Below are 24968 nucleotides of genomic sequence, written 5' to 3'. Positions count from 1 at the left end.
CTACACTGACAACTTCCGCCACCGAAAAAGCAAATGCATAAGGGACATTTCTCCATGAAAATCTTATTTATGGGTCGTAAACAGGTTTCCGCCAACCTGCTTCGTTTTTTGACCAAACAAGACCATATCGAAATCGTCGGCGTTTTGACCGACAGCCATCTGCAAGGCTCGCCGACCACGGCTGCCGCACAGGAATTGGGCCTGCCCCTGTACACCTTCGATACGGCTTTGGAAGCAATGCGTGAAGGCCGTCTGAAATACGATTTGGGCTTGTCCGTCCTTTACTGGCGCAAGCTGCGTGATGAATTCCTGAGCATTCCGACTTTGGGCACGATCAACTTCCACCCTGCGCTGTTGCCCGAATACAAAGGCACGGGCGGCTACAACCTGGCCATCATGGACGAGCTGAACGAATGGGGCAATACTGCCCACTACGTCGACGCTTCCATCGATACCGGTGAAATTATCGAAGTGGACCGTTTCCCTATCGACGCCGAAACAGAAACCGCCCAATCGCTCGAACGCAAAACCATGCAGGCATTGGAAGATTTCGCACGACGCATCATCACCCGCGCCATCGAGTCGAAAACCAAATTGCCAACCACGCCAAACATTGGTGGCCGCTACGTCAGCCGCGACGAGATGGAAGCCATGAAGCAAATCCACGACGGCGACAATATCGAGAAGAAAATCCGCGCCTTCTGGTTCCCTCCTTACGACGGCGCATACGTCGAAATCAACGGTCAGAAATACACCCTGATCAATCGCCAACTGCTGGAAGAAATCGCCCCCAAAGGCTCAACCAGTCTTTTCGCAGGAAAAACAAATGCTTAATACATCACTCTCCCCATGGCCAAGCTTTACTCAAGAAGAAGCCGATGCCGTTTCCAAAGTCCTGCTGTCCAACAAAGTCAACTACTGGACAGGTACGGAATGTCGCGAATTTGAAAAAGAATTTGCTGCTTTTGTCGGCACTCAATACGCCGTCGCCCTTTCCAACGGTACATTGGCTTTGGACGTAGCCCTCAAAGCAATGGGTATCGGCCAAGGCGATGATGTGATTGTCACTTCGCGTACTTTCTTGGCTTCCGCATCCTGCATCGTGACCGCCGGCGCAAATCCGGTTTTCGCCGATGTCGATTTGAACAGCCAAAACATCAGCGCCGAAACCATCAAAGTCGCTTTGACGCCAAACACAAAAGCCATCATCGTGGTTCACCTTGCTGGGATGCCTGCCGAAATGGACGACATCATGGCTTTGGCAAAAGAACATAACTTGTGGGTTATCGAAGACTGCGCCCAAGCCCACGGTGCGAAATACAAAGGCAAATCCGTCGGCTCTATCGGCCACGTCGGTGCTTGGTCGTTCTGCCAAGACAAAATCATGACCACCGGCGGCGAAGGCGGTATGGTAACCACCAACGACAAAGCGCTGTGGAGCAAAATGTGGTCGTACAAAGACCACGGCAAAAGCTACGATGCCGTGTACCACCGCGAACACGCACCCGGTTTCCGCTGGCTGCACGAAAGCTTCGGTACCAACTGGCGCATGTTGGAAATGCAGGCGGTCATCGGCCGCATCCAGCTCAAACGCATGCCCGAATGGACAGCACGCCGCCAAGCGCACGCCGCCAAACTGGCTGAAAGCTTGGGCAAATTTGCCAGCATCCGTTTGGTTAAAGTGGCCGACTACATCGAACACGCGCAATACAAGTTCTACGTTTTCGTCAAACCCGAACACCTGAAAGACGGCTGGACGCGCGACCGCATCGTCAGCGAATTGAACGCGCGCAAAGTCCCCTGCTATCAAGGCAGCTGCTCCGAAGTGTATTTGGAAAAAGCCTTCGACAACACGCCTTGGCGTCCGAAAGAGCGACTGAAAAACGCTGTCCAACTGGGCGACACCAGCCTGATGTTCTTGGTGCACCCAACCCTGACCGATGAAGAAATTGCGTTCTGCAAAGAAAACATCGAAGCCGTATTGGCTGAAGCCACGGCATAATCATTTTCAGACGGCCTGCAACTTCAGGCCGTCTGAAAAAATAAAACAGCCTGCTTCAAACAATCCGTACCAAGCCACATTACAACACTCAGACACAAGAAATATAAAATGAACTTGGAAACCCTGCTGGCTCTGCCGCGCAACCTTAAAAAAACCTTCTTCGTCATCCACGACATCTTGATGATATTCGTGGCGTTTTGGTTTGCCCAAAGCCTCAAAGTGCAATATTCCGACGAATGGTTGAGTATCGCCAACTGGCTGGCTTTCGGCAGCACCGCTGTGCTGACCATCATCCTTTTCATCCGTATCGGCCTCTATCGCGCCGTCACGCGCTTCGTCAGCATCCGCGTCCTGACTGCCGCCGCATTCGGCAGCATTATTTCAGCGGTCTTGTTCTGCCTGACCACCCTGATTTTTGAACAAAAACTACACCTTGCCCTGCCCATCGTCTATTTCTTAGTTCTGGTGGTCGGCGTAACCAGCTCGCGCATGATCCTGCGTGCGATTCTGACCGACCATCACCGCAAACAGATGACCCCTGTCATCATCTACGGCGCAGGCCAATCAGGCCGCCAGTTGTTGGAAGCCATCAAACAGGTTAACGAATATTCGGCCATTGCCTTTGTCGATGACAACCCGAAAATCCAACGTACCGTCATCTATGACCTTGCCGTCTACAACCCCAACGAAATCCCGATGCTGATCAGCCGTTACGGCGTCCGCAAAATTCTGCTGGCGATTCCAAGTTCTACGCCTGAAGAACGCAAAGACATCATCCGCCGCCTCGAAGCATACAAATGCGAAGTCCTGACCATTCCGGGCATGAAGGATTTGGTGGACGGCAAAATCAACGTCAGCTCATTGAAAAAAATCTCTGTGGTCGATTTGCTCGGCCGTGCCCCTGTGGCACCTCGCCCTGAATTGATGCGCGCCGACATCAGCGACAAAGTCGTGATGGTAACCGGCGCAGGCGGCTCTATCGGCTCCGAACTTTGCCGTCAAATTCTCAATTGCCGGCCGACCAAACTGCTGTTGTTTGAATTGTCCGAATTCGCCCTGTACAGCATAGACAAAGAGTTGCGCGAAACCCAAGCCGCGCAAGGCAGCCAAGTTGAAGTCGTACCGCTTTTGGGTTCGGTTCAAAACAAAGAACGCCTTAGCAGCATCATGAAGGCCTATCACGTCGACACCGTTTATCATGCCGCAGCCTACAAACACGTTCCAATGGTAGAGTTCAACACCATCGAAGGCATTCAAAACAACGTGTTCGGCACACTCTGCTGTGCGCAGGCTGCCGTAGATGCAGGCGTTTCCACCTTTGTTTTGATTTCCACCGACAAAGCCGTCCGTCCGACCAACACCATGGGCGCCAGCAAACGCATGGCCGAACTCTGCCTGCAAGCCCTTGCCGCCGAGCCGGAACAAAAAACACGCTTCTGCATGGTGCGTTTCGGCAATGTATTGGGTTCGTCCGGCTCCGTTGTCCCGGTATTTGAAAAACAAATTGCCGAAGGCGGCCCGATTACCCTGACCCACCAAGACATTACCCGCTACTTCATGACCATTCCCGAAGCGGCGCAACTGGTTATCCAAGCCGGCGCAATGGGTAAAGGCGGCGACGTATTCGTCCTCGACATGGGCGAATCCGTCAAAATCATCGACCTTGCCCGTCAAATGATTGTCCTCAGCGGACTCAAAGTCAAAGACGAGCAACACCCGCACGGCGACATCGAAATCAAGATTACCGGCCTGCGCCCGGGCGAGAAACTTTATGAAGAACTGCTCATCGGTGATGAGGTGCAAAAAACCACTCATCCCCGTATTATGACCGCCAGTGAAGTAATGCTTCCATGGACGCAATTATCTGACATACTGTCGGAACTCGAAACCGCTTGTCTCCAAAGCGACCAAAACAGCCTGCGCCAGCTTCTGTTGCGCGCACCAACAGGCTTTGTACCCAAAGACGGTATCTGCGACTTGGTTTGGCAACAAAACAACAAGGCCGTCTGAACATTTTCAGACGGCCCGGACACCATCCTGCAAGGACTACTACATGAAAAAAACGCTCTCCCTGCTTATTCTATTTGCACTGACTGCCTGTAACAGCACGACAGTCATTCCTGGTTCAACCATCAAAACCAGAACCAAAACCATTGTTTACACCGATACCGACACCGCAACCGATACCAACCTCGACAGCCGCGTTGCCGTTTACCCCATTACGCCCAACCTGATTGAAAAAATGCGCAAGCCGCCTGTACTTTCCCAAAACAACCAAGGTTTGGAGCAAAGCAAAAGCGCTTACCGCTACCGCATCGGCAGCGGCGACGTCCTCAATATCATGGTTTGGGCGCACTCCGACCTCAACTCCCCTACCCAGCAAAGCAACCCGCAAACCAACCAAGTCAGCCGCGGTGCCTGGGTAGATGAGGGCGGTTATATTACTTACCCGTTAGCAGGCAAAATTCAAGCCAAAGGCAAAACTTTGGACGAATTGCAAAATACCCTGACCAACCTTCTGAAACGCTACATCAAAAATCCTCAAGTAGCCATCAACGTTACCGAATTCCGTTCGCAACGCATTTCAGTATCCGGTGCCATCAGCCAAGCAGGTCAGCTGCCGATTACCAATATCCCGATGACCATTTTGGATGCCATCAACCAAGCAGGCGGCGTCACCCAAAGTGCCGACACCCAACACATCAAATGGACGCACAACGGCGTCGACCGCACCATTTCCCTACAAGACATGTTGCAATACGGTGATATGTCGCAAAACCACCTCCTCAGCCATGGTGACATCGTTTATGTTCCTAACAGCAGCAACAACAAAATCTACATCATGGGTGAAGTCGGCAAACAAGCCACCCTGCCGATCGGCAATCACGGCCTCAACCTGACCCAAGCGCTCGGCGAAGTGGGCGGCATGAACCAAGCCTATGCGGATGCAACCGGCGTATTCGTGATCCGCCGCGCACCTGAAGATGCGGCCAGACCTATCCACATCTACCAGCTCAACCTAAAAGATGCGACTTCTTACGCACTGGGCAGCGAATTCAAATTGCGCTCCGAAGACACCGTTTACGTTACCGCCGCCCCAGTTACCCGTTGGAACCGCGTAATGTCACAAATTACCAACTCCATCAGCAACGTCAATACCCTCGACAATACGTTTAAATAAGCAGTGGTTCCTGCTGTCAGACCCTGTTTGACAGCAGGATACAAAATCACGCACAATCCAACCAAATTACATAAACGGCATATAAAAGCCGTACACACCGCACAAACGGAAAAGCAGTACCTTATAGTCTGACTCACGCTTTTTTCAGACCATAAACCGAAACAATATCATGTACCACAACATACTCATCGTCTGCCTAGGCAACATCTGCCGCTCCCCCACCGCAGAGCGGATTATGCAGAAAAAACTACCCGGCCACCGCATCAGCAGCGCTGGCATAAAAGCACTGGCAGGTAAGGATGCCGATTTCCAAGCCATCAAAACCGCACTCAAACACGGCGTTATCGTTGCAGGCCATACGGCACGCCAACTGACTGCCCAAATGTGCGAACAGGCCGATTTGATTCTCGTCATGGAGCCCTGTCAAATTGACATGGTGGCCGACATCCATCCGCCGGCACGCAGCAAAACCATGCTGTTTGCCCAATGGTTGCCGAAGAAAACCGTACCTGACCCATACAAACAAAGCAGTGAAATGTTTGAAGCCGTTTTTGAACAGCTCAATGCTGCCGCAGACACTTGGAAAACCAAACTAAACGGAAAAACTCAACCGGTATAAAACCGGCATGAACAAGAAAGCAAGCAATGAAAAAAACGACCTACACACCTTACAGCGCAGACAACGACGAAATCGACTTCGGCCAACAGCTGCGAGTAATTTGGACAAATAAATACAAAATCCTCGCCGCCCTGCTTGCAGGCGGCATTCTTGGCGCAGCCTTCAGCCTGGCATCCACTCCGCAATACCGTGCCGATGCCATGCTGGAAATTGAAACGCGACAAAACCAAATCCTGACCGAAATCAACAGCATCTTCAACAACCAAACCACGCCGTCTGAAGCAGAAGTCGAGTTGGTTCAATCACGCTTGGTGCTGGGTAAAACCGTTGACGACCTTCAGCTTGACCAAGAAGTCAAAGCCAAATACACACCCGTTATCGGCAGCCTGATGCACAACATCAGTGGCGACCCCGATCCCAAACTGACCGTCGGCAGCTTTTCCGTACAAGACGAATGGTTCAACAAAACCTTCACACTGACCGCCAAGAGCAACAAAGCCTATACCCTTACCCTGCCTGACAAACGCGTTGTCGAAGGCAAGGTCGGCGTGCCTCTGAAAATCAACAATCAAACCACCCTCAAAATCGATCAAATCCTGGCTAATCCGGGTCAAGAATTTGCGTTAACCAAGTTCTCCCGCATCAGCGCCATCGAAAACATCCAAAACAAACTGGCTGTTATCAGCAAAGGTAAAACCAGCCCCATCATTAACCTTACCTTTACCGGCACCGACCCTAAACGTACCAGCGTCATCCTCAACAGCATTGCCGACAACTACGTTGCGCAAAACCGCGAACGCGACGTCCAAGTCGCATCCAGCGGTTTGGCCTTCATCAGCGAAGAATTGCCACGCTTGAAAGAAACCTTGCAAGACGCTGAAAACAAACTCAATGCCTACCGCCAACAATCAGGCTCTCTCGACATTCCGCTCGAGTCCAAAGGCGCATTGGAAAGCCTGACCGGCATCGAAACCCAAATTACCCTGCTCAAAACCGAAGAAGCAGGTTTGGCCGAGCTGTACACGCCGGAACACCCTTCCTATAAAGCCGTATTGGACAAACTTGCCGTCCTCGAACGCGCTAAAAACAAAATCAACCAACAAATTGCCGAGTTGCCGAACACCCAACAAGAAGTTATCCGCCTGACCCGCGACGTAGAAACCAACCAAGCAACCTACGTCCAACTGTTGAGCAAACAACAAGAACTCAACATCATGAAAGCCAGTGCACAAGGTAATGTTCGCATCGTCGATTATGCCTATGTCCCTGAAAACCCCGTTGCCCCGCGCAAAGCCGTCATCACGCTCCTGAGCGCACTTGCCGCAGGCTCATTGACCGCTTTGTGGCTGATGATTCGCAACCGCATGAAAAACGGCATTACTTCATCCGAAGAAATCGAAAACCTCAATTTGGAAGTCGTCGCTCTTGTTCCGCACTCCAAAACCCAGCAAAAACGCGACTTCTTCAAAAACAAATTCAAAAAAACCGGCGGCCGTTCCAACTATCTGCTGGCCAGCGAAGACCGCGCCGACACGGCAGTCGAAGCCATCCGCGCCCTGCGCACCAATATCTACTTCTCCATGCTGGACGCGCCTAACAACGTCCTCATGATTACCGGTGCCGCGCCTGAAGCAGGCAAATCCTTTATCTCTGCCAACCTCGCCACCGTAATGGCGCAGTCAGGCAAACGCGTTCTGCTTATCGATACCGATATGCGCAAAGGCTACCTCGACCGACTCTTCGGCCTTACCCCCGAGTTCGGCTTGTCTGACATCCTCAACGGCAAAGCAGCTCCGGCAAAAGCCGTACAAGAGACCGGCATTGAAAACCTCCACCTTATCAGCAGCGGCAGCTATCCTAGCAATCCGTCCGAGCTTTTGATGGACAACCGTTTCAACGAATTGCTCGCCCACGCGCGCCAACGCTACGATTATGTCATCTTGGACACGCCGCCCGTATTGGCCGTTACCGACGCCATCATCATCGGCCAACATGCCGGCACCGTCCTTATGATTAGCCGTTATGCGCACACGCGTGCACGAGAGCTTGAAGCCAGCGTCGAACGCCTCAAACAAAACCACATCAACATCAAAGGTGTTGTCCTCAACGGCATGAAGCGCGAAGCCAACAACAGCTACGACTACTACGCCTACGATGCCTACCATTCCGGTAACAATAAATCATAAACCGAAGCAGGCCGTCTGAACTTTCAGACGGCCTAAGGCTTTTTAAACAGCACAAAATATTTTTCACAAACGCCGCCCTTGCACCCCAAAGCCGTTTGTTTTAAAGTAAGCCCCGTTCCCATATGGAAGAGAAACATGAAAATTACCGTCATCGGCGCAGGTTCGTGGGGTACAGCTCTCGCGTTGCACTTTGCGCACCACAACAATGAAGTTGCCCTTTGGACACGCAATCCCGACCAAATCCGCACCCTGCAAGCAGATCGCGAAAACAAACGCGGCCTGCCCGGCTTCCCTTTCCCTGAGTCCCTGACCGTTCACGCCGATTTGGGCGAAGCGCTGAAAGACAGCCAACTTGCCCTGATCGTTACCTCCGTAGCCGGCCTCAGAAGCAGCGCCGAGCTGCTCAAACAGCATAACGCCGCCGATATTCCCGTTCTCGCCGCCTGCAAAGGTTTTGAACAAGATACCGGCCTTTTGACTTTCCAAGTACTGAAAGAAGTCCTACCTAACAATAAAAAAATCGGCGTTCTCTCAGGTCCGAGCTTTGCCCAAGAACTTGCAGCCCAACTGCCTTGCGCCGTCGTGTTTGCTTCCGAAAACAAAGACTGGGTGGAAGAAACTACTGCCCAACTGAACACCAACGTAATGCGCCTGTACGGCAGCACCGACGTCATCGGTGTCGCAGTGGGCGGTGCCGTTAAAAACGTCATGGCAATTGCCACCGGCCTTTCAGACGGCCTCGAATACGGCCTCAATGCACGCGCAGCCTTAGTAACACGCGGCCTTGCCGAAATCACCCGCCTTGCCATCGCCATGGGCGCACAACCCAAAACCATGATGGGCTTAGCAGGCATCGGCGACCTTATCCTGACCTGTACCGGCGCACTCTCGCGCAACCGCCGCGTCGGCCTAGGCCTCGCAGAGGGTAAAGAGTTGCATCAAGTGCTTGTCGAAATCGGCCACGTTTCCGAAGGCGTCAGCACCATTGAAGAAGTCTTCAACACCGCCGCCAAATACCAAATCGATATGCCCATCACTCAAACCCTGCTGCAACTCATCCGCAAAGAAATGACCCCGCAGCAAGTCGTTGAACGACTGATGGAACGAAGCGCGCGCTTCGAATAAACGGTCGCGCCGTCTGCCATTCAGACGGCCTGACGCACAATATGGCGGCCATCAGGCCGTCTGAAGGGAAACACATGAACCAATCACTGAACAATCTGGAAATCAACGTTTACCAACTTGTCCAAAAATTTGAAACGCTGGTTTCAGAAAACCGCCGTCTCAACGAAGAAATCGACAGACTCAAACTCGAGCAAGAGCAACAAAAACGCCAACACGACGCGGCCATTGACGAACTCAGCGAAGCCTTGCTGGTTCAAGTCGGCAAACTCAAAGAGGACCTGCAAAGCAAAATTGACAACCTGACTGCCGAAAAAGAAAACTACCGCAACGCGCTGGCCCAAAGCGCAGACCAAATCCGCAGCCTCATTACCCGATTGCCCCAAGAAACACAACAATAAAAGGATGCCCCGTGAGTATCGAACAAGTCAATCTCGACATCATGAATGTCAACTTCACCATCAACACACCGAGTGAAGAAAAAGCCACCCTTCTGCAAGCCGTTGAAATGCTCAACAAGAAAAGCGATGCGATTAAAGAAAGCGGCCGCATCGTCGGCACAGACAAAATCGTCGTCATGGCAGCCCTCAACGTCGTGCACGACCTCTTGAAAACCACCCTCAACGACGATTTGGCAATCGGTGAATTTGAGCGTAAAATAACCGACATGAACAACGCGTGCCAAAAAGCACTGGCGCGCTTGGAGCAAAACTGATTTCCCCCTTTTCCCTGCGGTGTTCGCGAAGGCATATATTCCTTTGAACCAATACGTTCGCTTTAGGTTGCCGGGAGCTGTAGTGGGCGCGAGCGTCCGTTTATTGGACGCACCCGAAACTACCCGAGGTGACCGCCTTGTCAGCAAGGTTCAAGCGGATTCAGCCTAAACGGCACTCGTGGGGATTCCCTAAAAAAAGCCATACCGACAGGTGTGGCTTTTCCCTTTCCAAGTAAAGACTTTCGTAAAGATTTCCGGCCGTCTGAAAAAACCGCATATTCATGCATCAAACACACTCAATTAAGATTGACAAAAACCAATCTCCTCTTTAAAATCCATAACTTTCTATATATATCTGGATTCCAACCATGAAAACCTTCTCTGCAAAACCCCACGAGGTGAAGCGCGAATGGTTCGTCATTGACGCAGAAGACAAAGTTCTGGGTCGTGTCGCAGCCGAAGTCGCACACCGTCTGCGCGGCAAACACAAACCCGAATACACCCCTCACGTTGATACTGGCGACTACATCATCGTCATCAACGCAGACAAACTGCGCGTGACCGGTGCTAAATTCGAAGACAAAAAATACTTCCGTCACTCTGGTTTCCCAGGTGGCATCTACGAGCGTACTTTCCGCGAAATGCAAGAGCAATTCCCAGGCCGCGCTTTGGAACAAGCCGTAAAAGGCATGTTGCCTAAAGGTCCTCTGGGCTACGCCATGATCAAAAAACTGAAAGTGTACGCTGGCGCCGAACACGGCCACGCTGCACAACAACCTAAAGTTTTGGAACTGAAATAATAAGGACACGACATGAACGGTAAATACTACTACGGCACAGGCCGCCGCAAAAGTTCAGTGGCTCGTGTATTCTTGACTAAAGGTACCGGCCAAATCATCGTAAACGGCCGTCCCGTTGACGAATTCTTCGCACGTGAAACCAGCCGCATGGTTGTACGTCAACCTCTGGTTCTGACTGAAAATGCCGAATCTTTCGACATCAAAGTTAACGTAACCGGTGGCGGCGAAACCGGTCAATCCGGCGCCATCCGTCACGGCATTACCCGCGCCCTGATCGACTTCGACGCAGCCCTGAAACCAGCCCTGTCTCAAGCAGGCTTCGTTACTCGCGATGCTCGTGAAGTTGAACGTAAAAAACCTGGTTTGCGCAAAGCACGTCGCGCAAAACAATTCTCCAAACGTTAATACGTTTTCAGAATCGAATCAAAAAGCCTTGCTCTGCAAGGCTTTTTTCATTTATAAAACAATAATCCAATATCCTCCGCAATATATGATGAAAACCCTGCTCCACTACGCCAAATCATTGCTTCAGGCCGTGATTATTTTCATTTTGCTCTCCTTGATTGTCGACTGGGTACGCAAGCCTAACCAGCCCTTACAATCAGCGGCACAAACCATTACTTTAACCGATGGGCAAACCACTTCCCTTCAATCCTTCAGCCAAAATCGGGTTGCCGTCGTTTATTTTTGGGGTAGCTGGTGTCGTATTTGTTCATACACATCATCAACCATAGAAAAACTGCACCAAGACAATATCCCAACATTGGGCGTAGCCTTGCGCTCCGGAAGCGACACGGACATTGCCCACCATATGCAAGAAAACAACCTATCCTTTCCAAATTTCAATGATTCAGACGGCCTGATGGCTCAAAAATGGAATATAGCCGTCACACCGACCATTATCATATTAAAAGATGGCAAAATGATTCATCACACATCCGGGCTTTCTAGCTACATCGGCTTAAAAATCAGAATTTACTTAGCAGACATCTTCGGCTAAATTCATTGAAAATCCACCAAAAATAGAAAATCCAAAGAATCATCTTCGCCGAATATTTTTATCCTATTCCACTTCATAAATAAATAAACTATCTCTTTCCCGATAACATATGATTTTGTTGAGATTATAAAGAAAATAGACTAAGATATAACCATAAGAACAATTGGAAACATTATTATCAAAACAAACTGTTAGAGATCTTCATCTAATATTGTGGCAGTGATGCTTTTGTTCCCATGACCCGGCTGCCGACGGCAGCCTTAAAACAGCAATATTCGCCTTTATCAATCTACCTCACGCTTCAACGGTTTGATTTTTGATAACACCGGAGACTTAGTAATGCCCAACCAATCTAAACATGCATCTATCAATATCGGTCTGATTCAGGCACGGGAAGCATTGATGACCCAATTCCGCCCTATTCTGAACCAAGCCAATATTACTGACCAGCAATGGCGTATCATCCGGCTCTTAGCGGAAAACGGCACACTCGACTTTCAAGATTTGGCCAATCAGGCCTGCATCCTCCGTCCCAGCCTGACCGGCATTCTGACCCGCTTGGAAAAAGCAGGTTTGGCCGTGCGCTTGAAGCCTTCCAACGACCAACGCCGCGTTTATCTGAAACTGACGCCCGAAGGCGAGAAACTCTATGAATCCACCGGCGCATTGGTTGACGAGCGCTATGACGCAATTGAAAAAGTCCTCACCAAAGAAAAAATGGCACAACTCAAAGAACTCTTGGCAGAGCTGGCAAAAATCGAACAGGCATTAAAATAAAGCGAGCCGGATGACAGATTCAACACACACACTCAAGAGATCTTTCCGAGATGCCATGGCCTCCTGTGCCGCCGGTGTACACGTTATCACGACAGACGGTGAAGCAGGGCGCTATGGCATTACTATGACTGCCGTAACTGCCGTTACCGACGAGCCGCCGACGGTCATGCTGTGCATCAACCGCCAATCCGCCATCATTCCCATCCTGCAAGGCAACCGTGATTTGTGTATCAACACACTCAACGACGGCCAACAGGATGTTGCTGAACACTTTGCCGGATTGACCGACCTCTCGCCCGAAGAACGCTTTGAATACCATATTTGGCATAGAGGACAAACCGGACAGCTAGAAGTCGAAGGCGCGCTGGCGCACCTGCACGGCAGCATTGTCGATCAACGCGAAATCGGCACGCATTACGTCTTTTTCGTTCAGATCAATGAAATCCGCAATACCGATACGCAAGCGCCGGCATTGCTGTATTTCCGTAGGCAATTCAAATCTTTGGCATAAATAAAGGTCTCATGCCGTCTGAAACATCGGTTTCATTTTTTCAGACGGCCTGAGACCTTTTCTGTTTCACACATTATAGGCACACCCATGAAAGCAATGATACTGGCCGCCGGTCGCGGCGAACGCATGCGCCCCCTGACCGACCACACGCCCAAACCCTTACTCGAAGTAGCAGGCACGCCGCTTATCGGCTGGCACTTACGCCGCCTGCGGAAGGCCGGCTTTACTGAAATCGTCATCAACCATGCCTGGCTTGGCCAGCAAATCGAAGACACCTTGAAAGACGGTTCAGCCTACGGCGTACACATTGCCTATTCTCCCGAGCGCGCCGGAGGCCTGGAAACTGCCGGAGGCATTGCCACCGCCCTGCCGCTTTTGGGCAACGAGCCGTTTTTGGTCGTCAATGGCGACGTGTTGACCGACATTGATTTCCAAGCTGCACGACTGGCTGCCCAGCGCATGCAGGAACACAACCTTCTCGCCCATTTGTGGCTGGTGGACAATCCACCCCATCATCCCGAAGGCGACTTCGGCCTGCTTTCAGACGGCCTGGTATCCGCATCATCCTCAGACGGCCAGGCCCTGACTTTCAGCGGCGTGGGCGTTTATCATCCCGCGCTTTTCAAAGATACCCCGGCGCACCAGGCTGCCAAGCTTGCCCCTCTGTTGCGTCAAGCTATGAGCCAAAGCCAAATCAGCGGCGAACACCATAACGGCCTTTGGCTGGACGTCGGTACAGTCGAACGCCTGCAAGAAGCTGACCGTATCGCCCAATGCTGGTAAAACAAAAGGAACGTATCCGATACATCCCTTTCAATATCAAAGGCCGTCTGAAAATATTGGTCAACCCATTTTTCAGACGGCCTCAATCTATCATCAAGCTTTAGCCAATTTCTTTTCTTTATTCATTCCTAACAAGCCATTAACAATCATCACGCACAATCCCGACCAAATCAGGCCATAGCCGATCAATGCGCCTTTTTGCACCGGCTCGCCCAGCCATACAATCGACACAATAAAAAGCAATACAGGCTCCAAATAGCTCAACATGCCGAACACTGCCACCGGCAGCAACTGATTCGCCTTCAAATTCAACTGCATGGATATTGCACTATTAAAACCCAGCAACACAATAAAAAAGATTAAAACCGGTTTGGCCGCAATCATCGCCGGCGTATCCGTTGCCAGCAAAATATACGCCAACGCAAACGGCGTAATCATCAATAAATCAAAGGTCAGCCCGATTAAGGAAGGCACGCCCAGCTTGCGGCGCAGCAGATAATAAAACGGATAAGTACCGAACACCCATACAGTCGTCCACGAAAACGCGCCCGACCGCACCAATTCACATGCCACGCCTGCACACGCCAAGATTACCGCCACCCTCTGCAACCGGTTCAAACGCTCTTTAAACCAAATCCGTCCACCCAGCATCATCACCAAAGGAAACAGGAAATAACCCATGGCAATGTTTACTCCTTCCCCATTGACCGGCCCCCAGACAAACAGCCACAACTGGCTGGCAAATATCGGCGTCGGCAATACAATCAGCAGCCACCGTTTCCAATCCCGGCCGACTCCATAAGCAAAACGCATTGCCGCCAGCCAACCGCTGACCATCGTCATCAGCACGCACAAAGCCGACAGCATGGCGACCATGCGCCAGGCAAACACCTCCGTCCCCGTCATCGGCCTCATCCACATACCGTACAGAAACAGCATGGAAAACAACAAATTGGACGCTATCGCAGCCAGCAAACCTTTGGATAAATTCGTCATTTCAGACGGCCTTTTGCAATCAATCAAAGTTAATATTGTAGAAAAAACGGATGAAAAAATTACTCATCTTTTTGAATGAAGTTTTACCGTAAACATCCGTTTCATTAAAGGCCGTCTGAAAACCATGTTTTCAGGTTTTCAGACGGCCTTTCATTGCATCAAAGCAGTCTAATGCATCAACCCTGCTTCACAATATCCGACAGCGGCCAGCGCGGCTTGACATTGAATGCGCCGACAGCCTGACGCTCGGCAAGACGCATCGCGCCGGCAAAGGCAATCATTGCTCCGTTGTCGGTACAATATGCCATCGGCGGGAAATAAACATTGATTTTTTCTTCCTGCGGCTTTGGTTTGCCTTTTTCAGATGGCATTTTGACGGTTAAGCGCGAAAATTCATCACGCAGCTTCCAGTTTGCACCCACACCGCCGGCAACCACCAAAGTTCTGAAGCCGGTATCCAACAACGCTTTTTTGGCTTTGGCCGCCAACACGTCAACCACCGCATCTTGGAAAGCGCGGCAAATGTCGTTACGTGTCTGCTCGGGAATTTCATCGTTGCCGGTTTCGGCGCGGACTTTTTCGACAGCGGTCAAAACGGCTGTTTTCAAACCGGAAAAGCTCATCTGCAAATCGTGCGAATGGAGCATAGGACGTGGGAATGTGAAGGCATCAGGCGTGCCGAGTTTGGCCAGCTCGGATAATTTGGCACCGCCGGGATAAGGCAAACCTAAAAGCTTGGCCGTTTTGTCGAACGCCTCGCCTGCCGCATCATCCACGCTTTCACCCAGCAAGGTGTAATCGCCGATACCGCGTACAGCCATAAATTGTGTATGCCCGCCCGACACCAGCAAAGCGACAAATGGAAATTCAGGCTTGTCGTCTGCCAACAAAGGCGAGAGCAAATGGCCTTCAAGATGGTGGACAGGGATAACGGGCTTACCGATGGCAAATGCCAAGGCGTTGGCGAAGCCTGAACCGGCCAGCAATGCGCCGCCCAAGCCCGGACCTTGCGTAAAGGCAACCGCGTCGATGTCGGCATAGCCTACGCCTGCTTCCTTCAAGCAACCTTGCGTCAACGGCACGACACGGCGGATATGGTCGCGACTGGCCAATTCGGGGACAACGCCGCCGTATTCGGCGTGCATCGCCATTTGTGTGTGCAAATGATGCGCCAACAGGCCGCGCTCGGTATCGTAGAGCGCAACGCCGGTTTCGTCGCAAGATGATTCAATTCCTAATACCAACATGGTTTGAGGCCGTCTGAAAAAATGATTAAAAACGATTCAGACGGCGTTTTCTCCGAAAACGGAAAAAGGCCGTCTGAAATAAAGTGCGGAATAAGCGGTTTACAAAGTGCCGTAAGAATGCAGGCCGCTCAAGAACATATTCACGCCGATAAAGGCAAAGGCGGTAATGACCAGGCCGATGACTGCCCACCAAGCCAACACCCTGCCGCGCCAGCCTGCCACCAGCCGCAAATGCAACCAAACAGCGTAATTCAGCCAAACGATGAATGCCCAAGTTTCTTTCGGGTCCCAGCTCCAATAGCGACCCCACGCAGAGGCTGCCCACAATGCGCCGAGAATGGTGGCAATCGTGAAGAATAAGAAACCGACAGCAATCGCTTTGTACATAACTTCTTCAATGACTTGCGAGTGCGGCAGCCATGATTTTTTGCCCGCATCTTCTTTTCTGAGCGCCAGCAGTTCGGCAATACCCAGCATGGCAGCGATACAGAATGCGCCGTAGCCGATAAAGTTGGCCGGAACGTGGATTTTCATCCACCAAGACTGCAAAGCCGGAATCAGCGGCTGAATGGCATGAGCCTCGCGTGAAACGCTGTACCATAAGACAAATCCGACCACAATTGCCATAAAGCTGAAGACAAAGCCACCCAGTTTTTGTACGGCAAAACGGCCTTCGTAATAGAGGTACATCAGTGCCGTAATGACCAAGAACAAGATAAATACTTCGTAAAGGTTGGAAACCGGAATATGGCCGGCATCGGGACGCAGCAGATAGCTTTCATGCCAGCGTACCAGCAAACCGACAAAGCCCGCCATCGCGGAAACCCACGCAAACACGGTACCCATGCCCAAAAGCGTATTGGACGACACATTTTTGCGCACCGCCGCTATCGCGCCGACGATATAGGCAAACAAGGCAAAGAACACAAACGCGCATTGCCACATAATCGCCGACTGGCTGCTTAACAGATATTTGAGCAGGAAACCGTCTGCGTGTTTGATGTCACCGCCATACAAATCAACGGCCAAATACGCCAAGCACACGCCCAAAGGGATAAACCAGCGCATCGGTTTGAAAAACCAACCCAGAAAAACGGCAATACCGGCACTCGCCCACAAAATCACCATTTCGTAGATGTCCATGTGCAGACCGGCTTGGGTTTGGGCAATAAACGCACTGATGGCAATCAGCAGTGCGAATGCCCAGTCGAAGAGGTTGAGGTTTCGGATAAATGATTTGTGTGTCAGAAGCTCATGCTCGGGCAAGGCCTGATGTTTGTTATTCATGGTTCAAATCCTTGGCAAGCTGCTGCAATTGCCGTGTGTGTTGCGGAAATTCTTTCTGCAAGTCGCGTTCGTTGCGGCTGGAAGACATGGCAAAACGGATACGGCCGTCTGAAAACAGCAGCCAAGCACGTTTTTCACGGATATAGAACATAAACACCGTGCCCAACACCAGCAATACCGAACCCAAATACACCAAGAATTCCCCCGGAGAACGGGTCATCTGCAATCCGGAAGAGCGCACTTCGGAATAGCCGTCCAATTGCAGCAACATCGGCGCAGGATACTCGGTTAAACCGGTGTACGCATCCATTGCATGCAGCAGGAAGCGGTTGCGTTTTTCATCTTGCGGCCAAGCCGGCAGGTTGTATGTACTGATCGTGTCTTCCAAAGCGGCATTCATCACGCCATAGAGCATCTCATAGAAATAGCCCTGCATTTTTTCCTGCTGATCTTTGGGAATGTTGGTGGTAACAAATTCGTCCAAAGCCAAATAGCCGCCTTTGGCAAAAATCGACAAAGTATTTTCCGCCGCCGCCATGAATTGCTCGCGGATTTCGGCGGGTGCGCCTTTGACGGCGTTGGCAACGGTTTTACGGCGTGCCGCATCGTCTTTCAAATATTGGCGCAAAGCCATAAAGGTATCGATTTTACCGTTTTTATCCATTGGAATGCGCAACCAGCGGTATTGCTGCGCCAAGCCGCTGCGCGTGCCGGTAATGAAGAAATAGTCTTCATCTTGTTTTACCGGCAACATATAGTTTTTATATTCGACCGCCTGCCCTGCTTTGTCGCGGATGCGGTAAACGATAGATGGGCCAATATTGGTGTATTTTTTGCCTTCCTGACGGACAGAACGAACATCATTGATGGCGGATTTCAGGTTTTGCTCTTTTTCAGACGGCTCGCTCATGTCTTCGACGTTCATCGAAGTAAACTGGTCGAATTCCAATTTATAAGAAGCCTTGCCCAAATCCAGCGGAAACTCGCGCATTGAAGTTGCTTTGAGTTTGACCGGAGTACGGTCGGCATCAGCCAGATTCCACGCTTTAAACGTCAAGTCTGAGCCGCCGTCGGCAAAACTTGCCTGATAAACCGTAATACCGTGCAGCGTCAAAGGATAGTTGACGCGGATGGTGTGTTCGCTGACTTTGCCGGTTGCCTTGTCCGTGACTTCCAAGTCGCTGGCGAAATCGCGCGGCATACCGGTATCGTAAAAATCAATATGGAATTTCTTCAATTTGACGGAAAACGGCAAGTCTTGCACGAGCATGCCGTTATCCGCATTCAGAAATACCACGTCCGCGCTCTGACCTTCCGAAATATTGACATTGCCCCTAAACGACAAATTGGACGTACCCAACACGCTTTCGGGCTTAAAGTCTTTGGCGTAAACCGCCGTATTGTCCGGCACGACCCGGCCGGTGAGCATACCGATTTTCAGCAGAATATTGCTGTCTATCAAACCGCCCAAACAAATCACAATCAGCGCGGCATGGGCAAAGATATAGCCCCATTTGTTCATCGCGCCTTTTTTCGCCGCCACCAAAACCGAACCGTCTTCACGCGTAACGGTTTTGCAGCCATAACCTTGTACTTCCAAATACCGTTGTGCGACTTCGGGCGTCACCTGTCCGTCTAAAACGATGGAATGGCGCATTGCCGCCAGCGATTTTTCCTTCGCGTTTTCACGGAACGAACGAATCTCGCGCAAAAACGGCGGAACATTGCGAATCAGGCACAATCCGGTGGAAATCACCAAAAACATCATGATGACAACGAACCACGCCGAGGCATACACGTCGTACAGGCCCAAAAAGCCGAAAATCTGCGACCAAAACGGGCCGAATTTCACCAAATAATCGACTTGCGGCTGGTTTTGCTGCAAGACCGTACCGATAATCGAAGCCACGCCCAACAGGCTGAGCAGGGCAACGGCAAAACGCATGGAGCTGAAAAAGGCAAACCATGGTCTACGGATAAGTGGGACGGATGATGAAGATTTACTCATATCTCAAATGTCGGCTTGGGGCAACCCGATCGGTAGAACGGACTGCTATGACGTGTGATGCGAAAGGAAGAATATTGCATATTGCAGTAAAAATCTTGCCGTCGCTATTTGAAAAAACCAATCAGGCTTATCGGTTTATATTGGCTAAGGCCGTCTGAAGGGTTTTCAGACGGCCTGTATCAATAAACTCGTTTCAGAACGAAATTTAGTGCAAACCTTGAATGAAGTTGGCTACTGCGTTCAACTCTTCTTCGCTCAGGCGGTTGGCAATATCGGCCATGATAGCGTTTTTACGTTGGCCGGATTGGTAAGCTTTCATTTGCTCGACAACGTAAGCTTTGTGTTGGCCGCCCAAACGAGGATAGGCTTGGATTTCAGTACCGCCGCCCGGGATACCTGCGCCGCTAGGGCCGTGGCAAGACATACATGCCGGCAGTTTTTTAGCGCTCAGGCCGCCGCGATAGATTTTCGCGCCCAGCTCTGGGTTTTCTTTAGGATTGGCTTCGCCCGGTTTGCCTTGTTGTTTGGCGTAGTAGGCGGCAGCGTCGCGGATGTCTTGTTCGGACAAGTTCATCACCATCGGTTTCATCACGCCGGCAGCACCGTGGGTACGGGTACCGTCTTTGATGGCCATGGTTTGACCGTAGGTGTAGGCCGCAGCCTGACCTGCCAGTTTAGGATAAGTTGCGATACCGCTGTTACCATCGGCTGCGTGACACGCCGCACAGATAGTAGTCGCTACCTGTTTGCCTTTTTCAGCATCTGCTTTAGGGGCAGCGGAAACCGCACCGGCAGCCAATACCAAGGCCAATAAAGTCAATCGTTTCATGGAGTGCTCCTGATTACAGCATTGCGTACCGCGTCAATGCCTTTTTTATACTCAAATACCGGGGAATTTTCCCGATTAAAACCGATAATTCTATAAACGTGCTATTCTATACCAAGTTTACATTAAATTACTACTCAAATTACCAAACTGCTGCAACATAAATGCCCGATACAAATTATGATGTTGCAGTTTTGTTTCCATGCAAGGAAATACTGATGAACCTTTTTCAAAATGCTAAATTCTTTACAACGGTCAACCATCTGAAAGACCTGCCCGACACGCCGGCCGAGATTGCCTTTGTCGGCCGAAGCAATGCCGGAAAATCCAGCGCCATCAATACTTTAACCAATCATGTGCGCCTTGCCTACGTTTCCAAAACACCGGGCCGCACCCAACACATCAATTTCTTTGAACTGGAAAACGGCAATTTCATGGTCGATTTGCCCGGCTACGGCTACGCGCAAGTACCGGAGGCTATTCGTGCGCACTGGGTCAAACTCTTGGGCGACTACCTGCAACAACGCCGCCAACTGATCGGCCTGATTTTGATTATGGACTCGCGCCATCCGCTCAAGGCTTTAGACATTCAAATGCTGGACTTCTTCCACATCACCGGCCGCCCTGTGCATATCCTGCTGTCAAAAGCAGACAAGCTGTCTAAAAACGACCAGATTAAAACTTTGGCGGCGGTAAAAAAATCACTCAAACCCTACACCGACCGTCAAAAAATCAGCGTTCAACTGTTCTCCAGCCTGAAAAAACAAGGCATGGACGAAGTCAATCAAGTGGTCGGCTCATGGTTTGACGCGCATCGCGAAGAAATCGAGAATCTTGCAGGCGAAACATCGCCTGAATGATTGTAAAACAAGGCGGAATAAGATGAGTTGACCAACCGCAAATCTTATTCCATCATTTGTTTTCTCACCATCGCGTTTACCATTTAATTCGGGGGCATGTCTCACACATGCCTTTTTTTCATCACGCTTTTTTGTTTTCACACGCAAACCACAATCTCCGCCAAATATGCCATCACAACATATCAGCAAGACCGTCTGAAAGAGCGGCTTCGTTCTCCATCATTATTAAAGTGTTAATTTTAGTATTGCAACCAATTACACATCTTAGCATTTTGCTCATATTCAGCTAATTGTTGAGGCATAGAATGCATTCATCGTTCAACAACACAGTAGGAAAGAAAATCATGAAACGCATTAATGCTTTTATTTCAAAAAAACTCATCATTGCCGGTATTATTGCTTCAAGTTTGGGCGTTGCCGGTGCTGCGGGTGCCGTGGCTTTTAAAGAAGGCATGTTTGCGCAGGTTTCCGGTCAGCAAGCGGCAGCAACGGCAGTGGCGCAAGTTGGCGGCGTGGCCAAAGATGTTGATTATAAATACAAACAGCATTTGGGTGGCCGTTATAAGGTGGAAATTTTAAAAGACGGGGTCGAATATGAGGCTCTGGTTGATGCTCAAAGCGGCAAAGTATTGGCGGTAGCGCAAGATAACGATCAAGACAAACGACACTTTGATAAGTATGATAAGCATCATAAACATGACAATGCTGAGCCCTCTTCATCGCAAAATACAGATTATCAGGCTCCTGCCGATGCTGCACCTGGCACACCTGAAAATGCAACCGCTTCCGAGGTAACAAAATCTTAATTTATTTAAACTTTAAAAAAGCCAATGCCGTCTGAAACTTTCAGACAACATTGGCTTTAATGCAGCATTGTTTGAAACACAGCTCCTATCAAGCCCAATCGTTTTCAGACGGCCTTTGCCTCATCTTCGCCATCAGTCCAACCCGCTTCTTTCAATTTCCGCTGTTGCGCATCATATCTGGCTTTTTCCGCCCAATACATTGTCTGGATACAGGCATCGCCGCACTCGCTGCCGCAACATTCCCATGACTCGGGGCGGACAGGTTCGTCTAAAAGCGACTCGCCCAAGATGGCTTCGGCTTTATTCTTCAGGGTCGTATCCATCGGCGATTTCCAAGCGCGCACCGTCAAACTCAATCACTTCGCCGCCGCGTATTTTGGCAGTTTTACGGGTTTCGGTTTCGCCGTTGCGCAACACCAGCCCTTCGGCGATAAATGCTTTTGCCTGTCCGCCGCTTTCGGCAAGGCCGGCCAGTTTCAATAAGTCGCACAACGCGATGTATTCGTTGTCTTCAAGATAGACTGTTGCTTCCATCATTTAATCCTTTTCAATAATGGCGATATTTTAACATGGCCGTCTGAAAGAAAGCCCCCTTCTGTTTTATTTGCTTTATCCAACCTCATTACATTTGGTTTTCAGACGGCCTTTCGCTGCCAACCCTGCTACAATACGCCTTTTATTGTTCACGCCGATTTTGCCATGACCGAGCCGACCTATATCCCCCTGCGCCTGCATACCGAATTCTCGATTACTGACGGTATGGTGCGGATTAAAAAACTGATTGCCAAAGCGCAGGAATACGGTTTGCCTGCTTTGGGCATCAGCGATTTGATGAACGAATTCGGTTTGGTGAAATTCTATAAAGCCTGCCGCGGCGCAGGGATTAAGCCCATCGGCGCGGCGGATGTGTGGATAGGTAATCCGAATGCGCCTGACAAGCCGTTTCGCGCCATGCTGATTATCCGCAACGATGCGGGTTATCTGCGCTTGAGCGAGCTTTTGACGGAGGCCTATGTCGGCAAAGACCGCAATATCCATCATGCGGAACTCAATCCCGAATGGCTGGAAAACGGCGACAACAGCGGCTTGATTTGTTTGAGCGGCGCGCATTACGGCGAAGTGGGCGTGAATCTCTTAAACGGCAATGAAGACGCGGCGCGTGCGGCGGCGTTGAAATACGCGGCGTGGTTTCCCGATGCGTTTTATTTAGAGCTGCAACGCCTGCCCGAACGCCCTGAATGGGAGGCTTGTGTTTCCGGCAGCGTGAAGCTGACGGAGGAACTGGGTTTGCCGGTGGTAGCGACGCATCCGACGCAGTTTATGAGCCGCGACGATTTCAACGCGCACGAGGCGCGGGTGTGCATCGCGGGCGGCTGGGTGCTGACGGACAAGAAACGTCCGCGCGATTTCACGCCAAGCCAGTTTTTCATTCCGCCGGAAACCATGGCCGAACGTTTCGCCGATTTACCCGAGGCCTTGGAAAACACGGTGGAAATTGCCAAACGCTGTAATCTACACATCACATTGGGCAAAAACTTCCTGCCGCTCTTCCCTACTCCGGACGGCCTGTCGCTGGACGATTATTTGGTGAAGCTGTCCAACGAGGGCTTGCATGAACGTATGGTTCAGCTTTATCCCGACGAGGCAGAGCGTGCGGCAAAAATGCCGGAATATCAGGAACGGCTGGATTTTGAGTTGAACATCATCATCCAGATGAAATTCCCCGGCTATTTCCTTATCGTACAAGACTTTATCAACTGGGCGAAAACGCACGGCTGTCCGGTAGGGCCGGGACGCGGTTCGGGCGCTGGCTCGCTGGTGGCGTATTCGCTGAAGATTACCGACCTTGACCCGCTGAAATACGCGCTGCTGTTCGAGCGTTTCTTGAACCCTGAACGCGTCTCCATGCCTGACTTTGACGTCGACTTCTGTCAGGCAAACCGTGGCCGCGTGATTGAATATGTGCGCGAAAAATACGGCGCGGATGCGGTAAGCCAGATTGTTACCTTCGGCACGATGTCGTCCAAAGCGGTGATTCGCGACGTCGGACGCGTGCTGGAACTGCCGTTTATGCTGTGCGACAAACTGTCCAAACTGATTCCGTTGGAAGCCAACAAACCCCTGAGTTTGGAAAAAGCCATGGAGGCCGAGCCGCAGATTCAGGAATTGATTGAAGCGGAAGAAGCGGACGAACTGATTACGCTGGCGAAAAAGCTGGAAGACCTGACGCGCGGTTTGGGTATGCACGCGGGCGGCGTGTTGATTGCGCCGGGCAAGATTTCCGATTACAGCCCCGTGTATCAGGCGGACGAATCCGCCTCGCCCGTATCCATGTACGACAAGGGCGACGTGGAAGACGTGGGTTTGGTGAAGTTCGACTTTTTGGGTCTGCGCAACCTGACCATTATCGAAATGGCGCAGAACAACATCAAAAACACCACCGGCGATATTGTCGATGTCGGCAAGATTCCGCTTGACGACCAAGCTGCCTACCAAATCTTCCGCGATGCGAACACCACCGCCGTCTTCCAGTTCGAGTCGACCGGCATGAAAAAAATGCTGAAAACGGCGCACACGACCAAGTTTGAAGAACTCATCGCCTTCGTGTCGCTCTACCGCCCAGGCCCGATGGACAACATCCCCGACTTCGTCGCGCGCATGAAGGGACAGGAATTCCAATACATCCACCCGCTGCTCGAAGGCATCCTCGCGCCGACCTACGGCATTATGGTGTATCAGGAACAAGTAATGCAGGCGGCGCAGATTATCGGCGGCTACTCGCTCGGCGGCGCAGACTTGTTGCGCCGCGCCATGGGTAAGAAAAAGCCCGAAGAAATGGTGAAACACCGCGAAATTTTCGCCGAAGGCGCGGCAAAACAAGGCATTTCGCGCGAAAAATCCGACGAAATCTTCAACTACATGGAAAAATTCGCCGGCTACGGTTTCAACAAATCCCACGCCGCAGCCTACGCCCTGATTTCCTATCAGACCGCATGGCTCAAAGCCCATTATCCTGCCGAATTTATGGCGGCAACCATGTCGTCTGAATTGGACAACACCGACCAGCTCAAGCATTTCTACGACGACTGCCGCGCCAACGGCATCGAGTTCCTGCCGCCCGACATCAACGAATCCGACTACCGCTTCACGCCGTATCCGAACATGAAAATCCGCTACGCACTCGGCGCGATTAAAGGCACGGGCGAAGCCGCCGTCGAATCCATCATCGCCGCGCGGCAAAG

The 24968-nt window shown here is 51.0% G+C and carries 25 protein-coding genes and 1 other RNA gene; 19 read left to right on the top strand and 7 right to left on the bottom strand.

What is annotated here, in order from left to right; all coding sequences use genetic code 11:
• Positions 1-54 precede the first annotated feature (54 nt).
• The 16 genes from ACTHUM_RS08155 (at position 55) to murU (ending at position 13696) form a co-directional block, all read left to right on the top strand.
• On the top strand, positions 55-834 hold the full coding sequence (locus ACTHUM_RS08155) for a methionyl-tRNA formyltransferase (protein WP_070695476.1): 780 nt from the start codon (positions 55-57) through the stop codon (positions 832-834).
• Positions 827-2002: a DegT/DnrJ/EryC1/StrS family aminotransferase gene (locus ACTHUM_RS08150; protein WP_070695477.1), complete on the top strand. Its 1176-nt coding sequence runs from the start codon at positions 827-829 to the stop codon at positions 2000-2002. Before ACTHUM_RS08155 ends, ACTHUM_RS08150 begins: the two co-directional genes overlap by 8 nt.
• Before the next feature lie 108 nt (positions 2003-2110).
• Positions 2111-4012 carry a polysaccharide biosynthesis protein gene (locus ACTHUM_RS08145; RefSeq protein ID WP_070695479.1) on the top strand — a complete coding sequence of 634 codons (1902 nt, stop codon included), beginning with the start codon at positions 2111-2113 and terminating at the stop codon, positions 4010-4012.
• A gap of 43 nt (positions 4013-4055) precedes the next feature.
• Complete coding sequence (locus ACTHUM_RS08140) at positions 4056-5183, top strand: polysaccharide export protein (protein ID WP_070695481.1); 1128 nt, start codon at positions 4056-4058, stop codon at positions 5181-5183.
• A gap of 169 nt (positions 5184-5352) precedes the next feature.
• Complete coding sequence (locus tag ACTHUM_RS08135) at positions 5353-5802, top strand: low molecular weight protein-tyrosine-phosphatase (protein WP_004520878.1); 450 nt, start codon at positions 5353-5355, stop codon at positions 5800-5802.
• Between the two features lie 26 nt (positions 5803-5828).
• Positions 5829-7988: a polysaccharide biosynthesis tyrosine autokinase gene (locus tag ACTHUM_RS08130; protein ID WP_004520879.1), complete on the top strand. Its 2160-nt coding sequence runs from the start codon at positions 5829-5831 to the stop codon at positions 7986-7988.
• A gap of 135 nt (positions 7989-8123) precedes the next feature.
• The gene (locus ACTHUM_RS08125) at positions 8124-9113 is read left to right on the top strand and encodes an NAD(P)H-dependent glycerol-3-phosphate dehydrogenase (RefSeq protein ID WP_004520880.1); all 990 of its coding nucleotides are present in this window, start codon (positions 8124-8126) and stop codon (positions 9111-9113) included.
• Positions 9114-9187: 74 nt separating this feature from the next.
• A complete protein-coding gene (locus ACTHUM_RS08120) occupies positions 9188-9511 on the top strand; it encodes a hypothetical protein (RefSeq protein WP_039862529.1) in 324 nt (107 codons plus the stop codon).
• Between the two features lie 11 nt (positions 9512-9522).
• Positions 9523-9825 (top strand): cell division protein ZapA, encoded by a 303-nt coding sequence (locus ACTHUM_RS08115; RefSeq protein ID WP_003681511.1) that lies wholly within the window; start codon positions 9523-9525, stop codon positions 9823-9825.
• Between the two features lie 8 nt (positions 9826-9833).
• A non-coding RNA gene (gene ssrS, locus ACTHUM_RS08110) (6S RNA) lies at positions 9834-10014 on the top strand.
• Positions 10015-10193: 179 nt separating this feature from the next.
• Positions 10194-10625, top strand: coding sequence for a 50S ribosomal protein L13 (gene rplM / locus ACTHUM_RS08105; RefSeq protein WP_003684605.1), 432 nt, complete (start codon positions 10194-10196; stop codon positions 10623-10625).
• A gap of 12 nt (positions 10626-10637) precedes the next feature.
• Complete coding sequence (gene rpsI, locus ACTHUM_RS08100; RefSeq protein ID WP_003681515.1) at positions 10638-11030, top strand: 30S ribosomal protein S9; 393 nt, start codon at positions 10638-10640, stop codon at positions 11028-11030.
• An 88-nt stretch (positions 11031-11118) separates the two neighbouring features.
• A complete protein-coding gene (locus tag ACTHUM_RS08095; protein WP_049336945.1) occupies positions 11119-11625 on the top strand; it encodes a protein disulfide oxidoreductase in 507 nt (168 codons plus the stop codon).
• Between the two features lie 339 nt (positions 11626-11964).
• The gene (hpaR, locus tag ACTHUM_RS08090) at positions 11965-12402 is read left to right on the top strand and encodes a homoprotocatechuate degradation operon regulator HpaR (protein WP_004520883.1); all 438 of its coding nucleotides are present in this window, start codon (positions 11965-11967) and stop codon (positions 12400-12402) included.
• Positions 12403-12412: 10 nt separating this feature from the next.
• On the top strand, positions 12413-12913 hold the full coding sequence (gene hpaC, locus ACTHUM_RS08085; protein WP_049336944.1) for a 4-hydroxyphenylacetate 3-monooxygenase, reductase component: 501 nt from the start codon (positions 12413-12415) through the stop codon (positions 12911-12913).
• An 87-nt stretch (positions 12914-13000) separates the two neighbouring features.
• Complete coding sequence (gene murU, locus ACTHUM_RS08080) at positions 13001-13696, top strand: N-acetylmuramate alpha-1-phosphate uridylyltransferase MurU (protein ID WP_004520885.1); 696 nt, start codon at positions 13001-13003, stop codon at positions 13694-13696.
• Between the two features lie 93 nt (positions 13697-13789).
• Here the strand turns inward: murU and rarD are convergent, their stop codons facing one another.
• The 5 genes from rarD to ACTHUM_RS08055 form a co-directional block, all read right to left on the bottom strand.
• Positions 13790-14692, bottom strand: coding sequence for an EamA family transporter RarD (gene rarD, locus ACTHUM_RS08075; RefSeq protein WP_039862520.1), 903 nt, complete (start codon positions 14690-14692; stop codon positions 13790-13792).
• A gap of 176 nt (positions 14693-14868) precedes the next feature.
• Complete coding sequence (gene tsaD, locus ACTHUM_RS08070; RefSeq protein WP_004520888.1) at positions 14869-15939, bottom strand: tRNA (adenosine(37)-N6)-threonylcarbamoyltransferase complex transferase subunit TsaD; 1071 nt, start codon at positions 15937-15939, stop codon at positions 14869-14871.
• Positions 15940-16038: 99 nt separating this feature from the next.
• Positions 16039-17226 (bottom strand): c-type cytochrome biogenesis protein CcsB, encoded by a 1188-nt coding sequence (ccsB, locus tag ACTHUM_RS08065; RefSeq protein WP_004520889.1) that lies wholly within the window; start codon positions 17224-17226, stop codon positions 16039-16041.
• Positions 17219-19171: a cytochrome c biogenesis protein ResB gene (locus ACTHUM_RS08060; RefSeq protein ID WP_049344298.1), complete on the bottom strand. Its 1953-nt coding sequence runs from the start codon at positions 19169-19171 to the stop codon at positions 17219-17221. The genes ccsB and ACTHUM_RS08060 overlap by 8 nt, the downstream gene beginning before the upstream one ends.
• A 268-nt stretch (positions 19172-19439) precedes the next feature.
• Positions 19440-20063, bottom strand: coding sequence for a c-type cytochrome (locus ACTHUM_RS08055; protein ID WP_003684518.1), 624 nt, complete (start codon positions 20061-20063; stop codon positions 19440-19442).
• A 215-nt stretch (positions 20064-20278) separates the two neighbouring features.
• On the opposite strand from ACTHUM_RS08055, the gene yihA reads away from it, so the two are divergent.
• Both yihA and ACTHUM_RS08045 read left to right on the top strand, forming a co-directional pair.
• Positions 20279-20920: a ribosome biogenesis GTP-binding protein YihA/YsxC gene (yihA, locus tag ACTHUM_RS08050; RefSeq protein WP_036492739.1), complete on the top strand. Its 642-nt coding sequence runs from the start codon at positions 20279-20281 to the stop codon at positions 20918-20920.
• A 344-nt stretch (positions 20921-21264) separates the two neighbouring features.
• Complete coding sequence (locus tag ACTHUM_RS08045; RefSeq protein WP_224783388.1) at positions 21265-21726, top strand: PepSY domain-containing protein; 462 nt, start codon at positions 21265-21267, stop codon at positions 21724-21726.
• A 104-nt stretch (positions 21727-21830) separates the two neighbouring features.
• Here the strand turns inward: ACTHUM_RS08045 and ACTHUM_RS08040 are convergent, their stop codons facing one another.
• Both ACTHUM_RS08040 and ACTHUM_RS08035 read right to left on the bottom strand, forming a co-directional pair.
• Entirely contained in the window at positions 21831-22049 is a 219-nt protein-coding gene (locus ACTHUM_RS08040; protein ID WP_049328316.1) for a hypothetical protein, read from the bottom strand.
• Positions 22027-22260 carry an RNA-binding S4 domain-containing protein gene (locus ACTHUM_RS08035; RefSeq protein ID WP_002221492.1) on the bottom strand — a complete coding sequence of 78 codons (234 nt, stop codon included), beginning with the start codon at positions 22258-22260 and terminating at the stop codon, positions 22027-22029. The genes ACTHUM_RS08040 and ACTHUM_RS08035 overlap by 23 nt, the downstream gene beginning before the upstream one ends.
• A 165-nt stretch (positions 22261-22425) precedes the next feature.
• Between ACTHUM_RS08035 and dnaE the strand changes: the two genes are divergently transcribed.
• Positions 22426-24968, top strand: a 2543-nt coding sequence (gene dnaE, locus ACTHUM_RS08030) for a DNA polymerase III subunit alpha (RefSeq protein WP_440402820.1), incomplete at its 3' end; no start/stop codon positions are given.

This window comes from Neisseria sp. P0021.S006, assembly GCF_051956895.1.
This window is presented reverse-complemented; position numbering and strand designations above follow the sequence as displayed.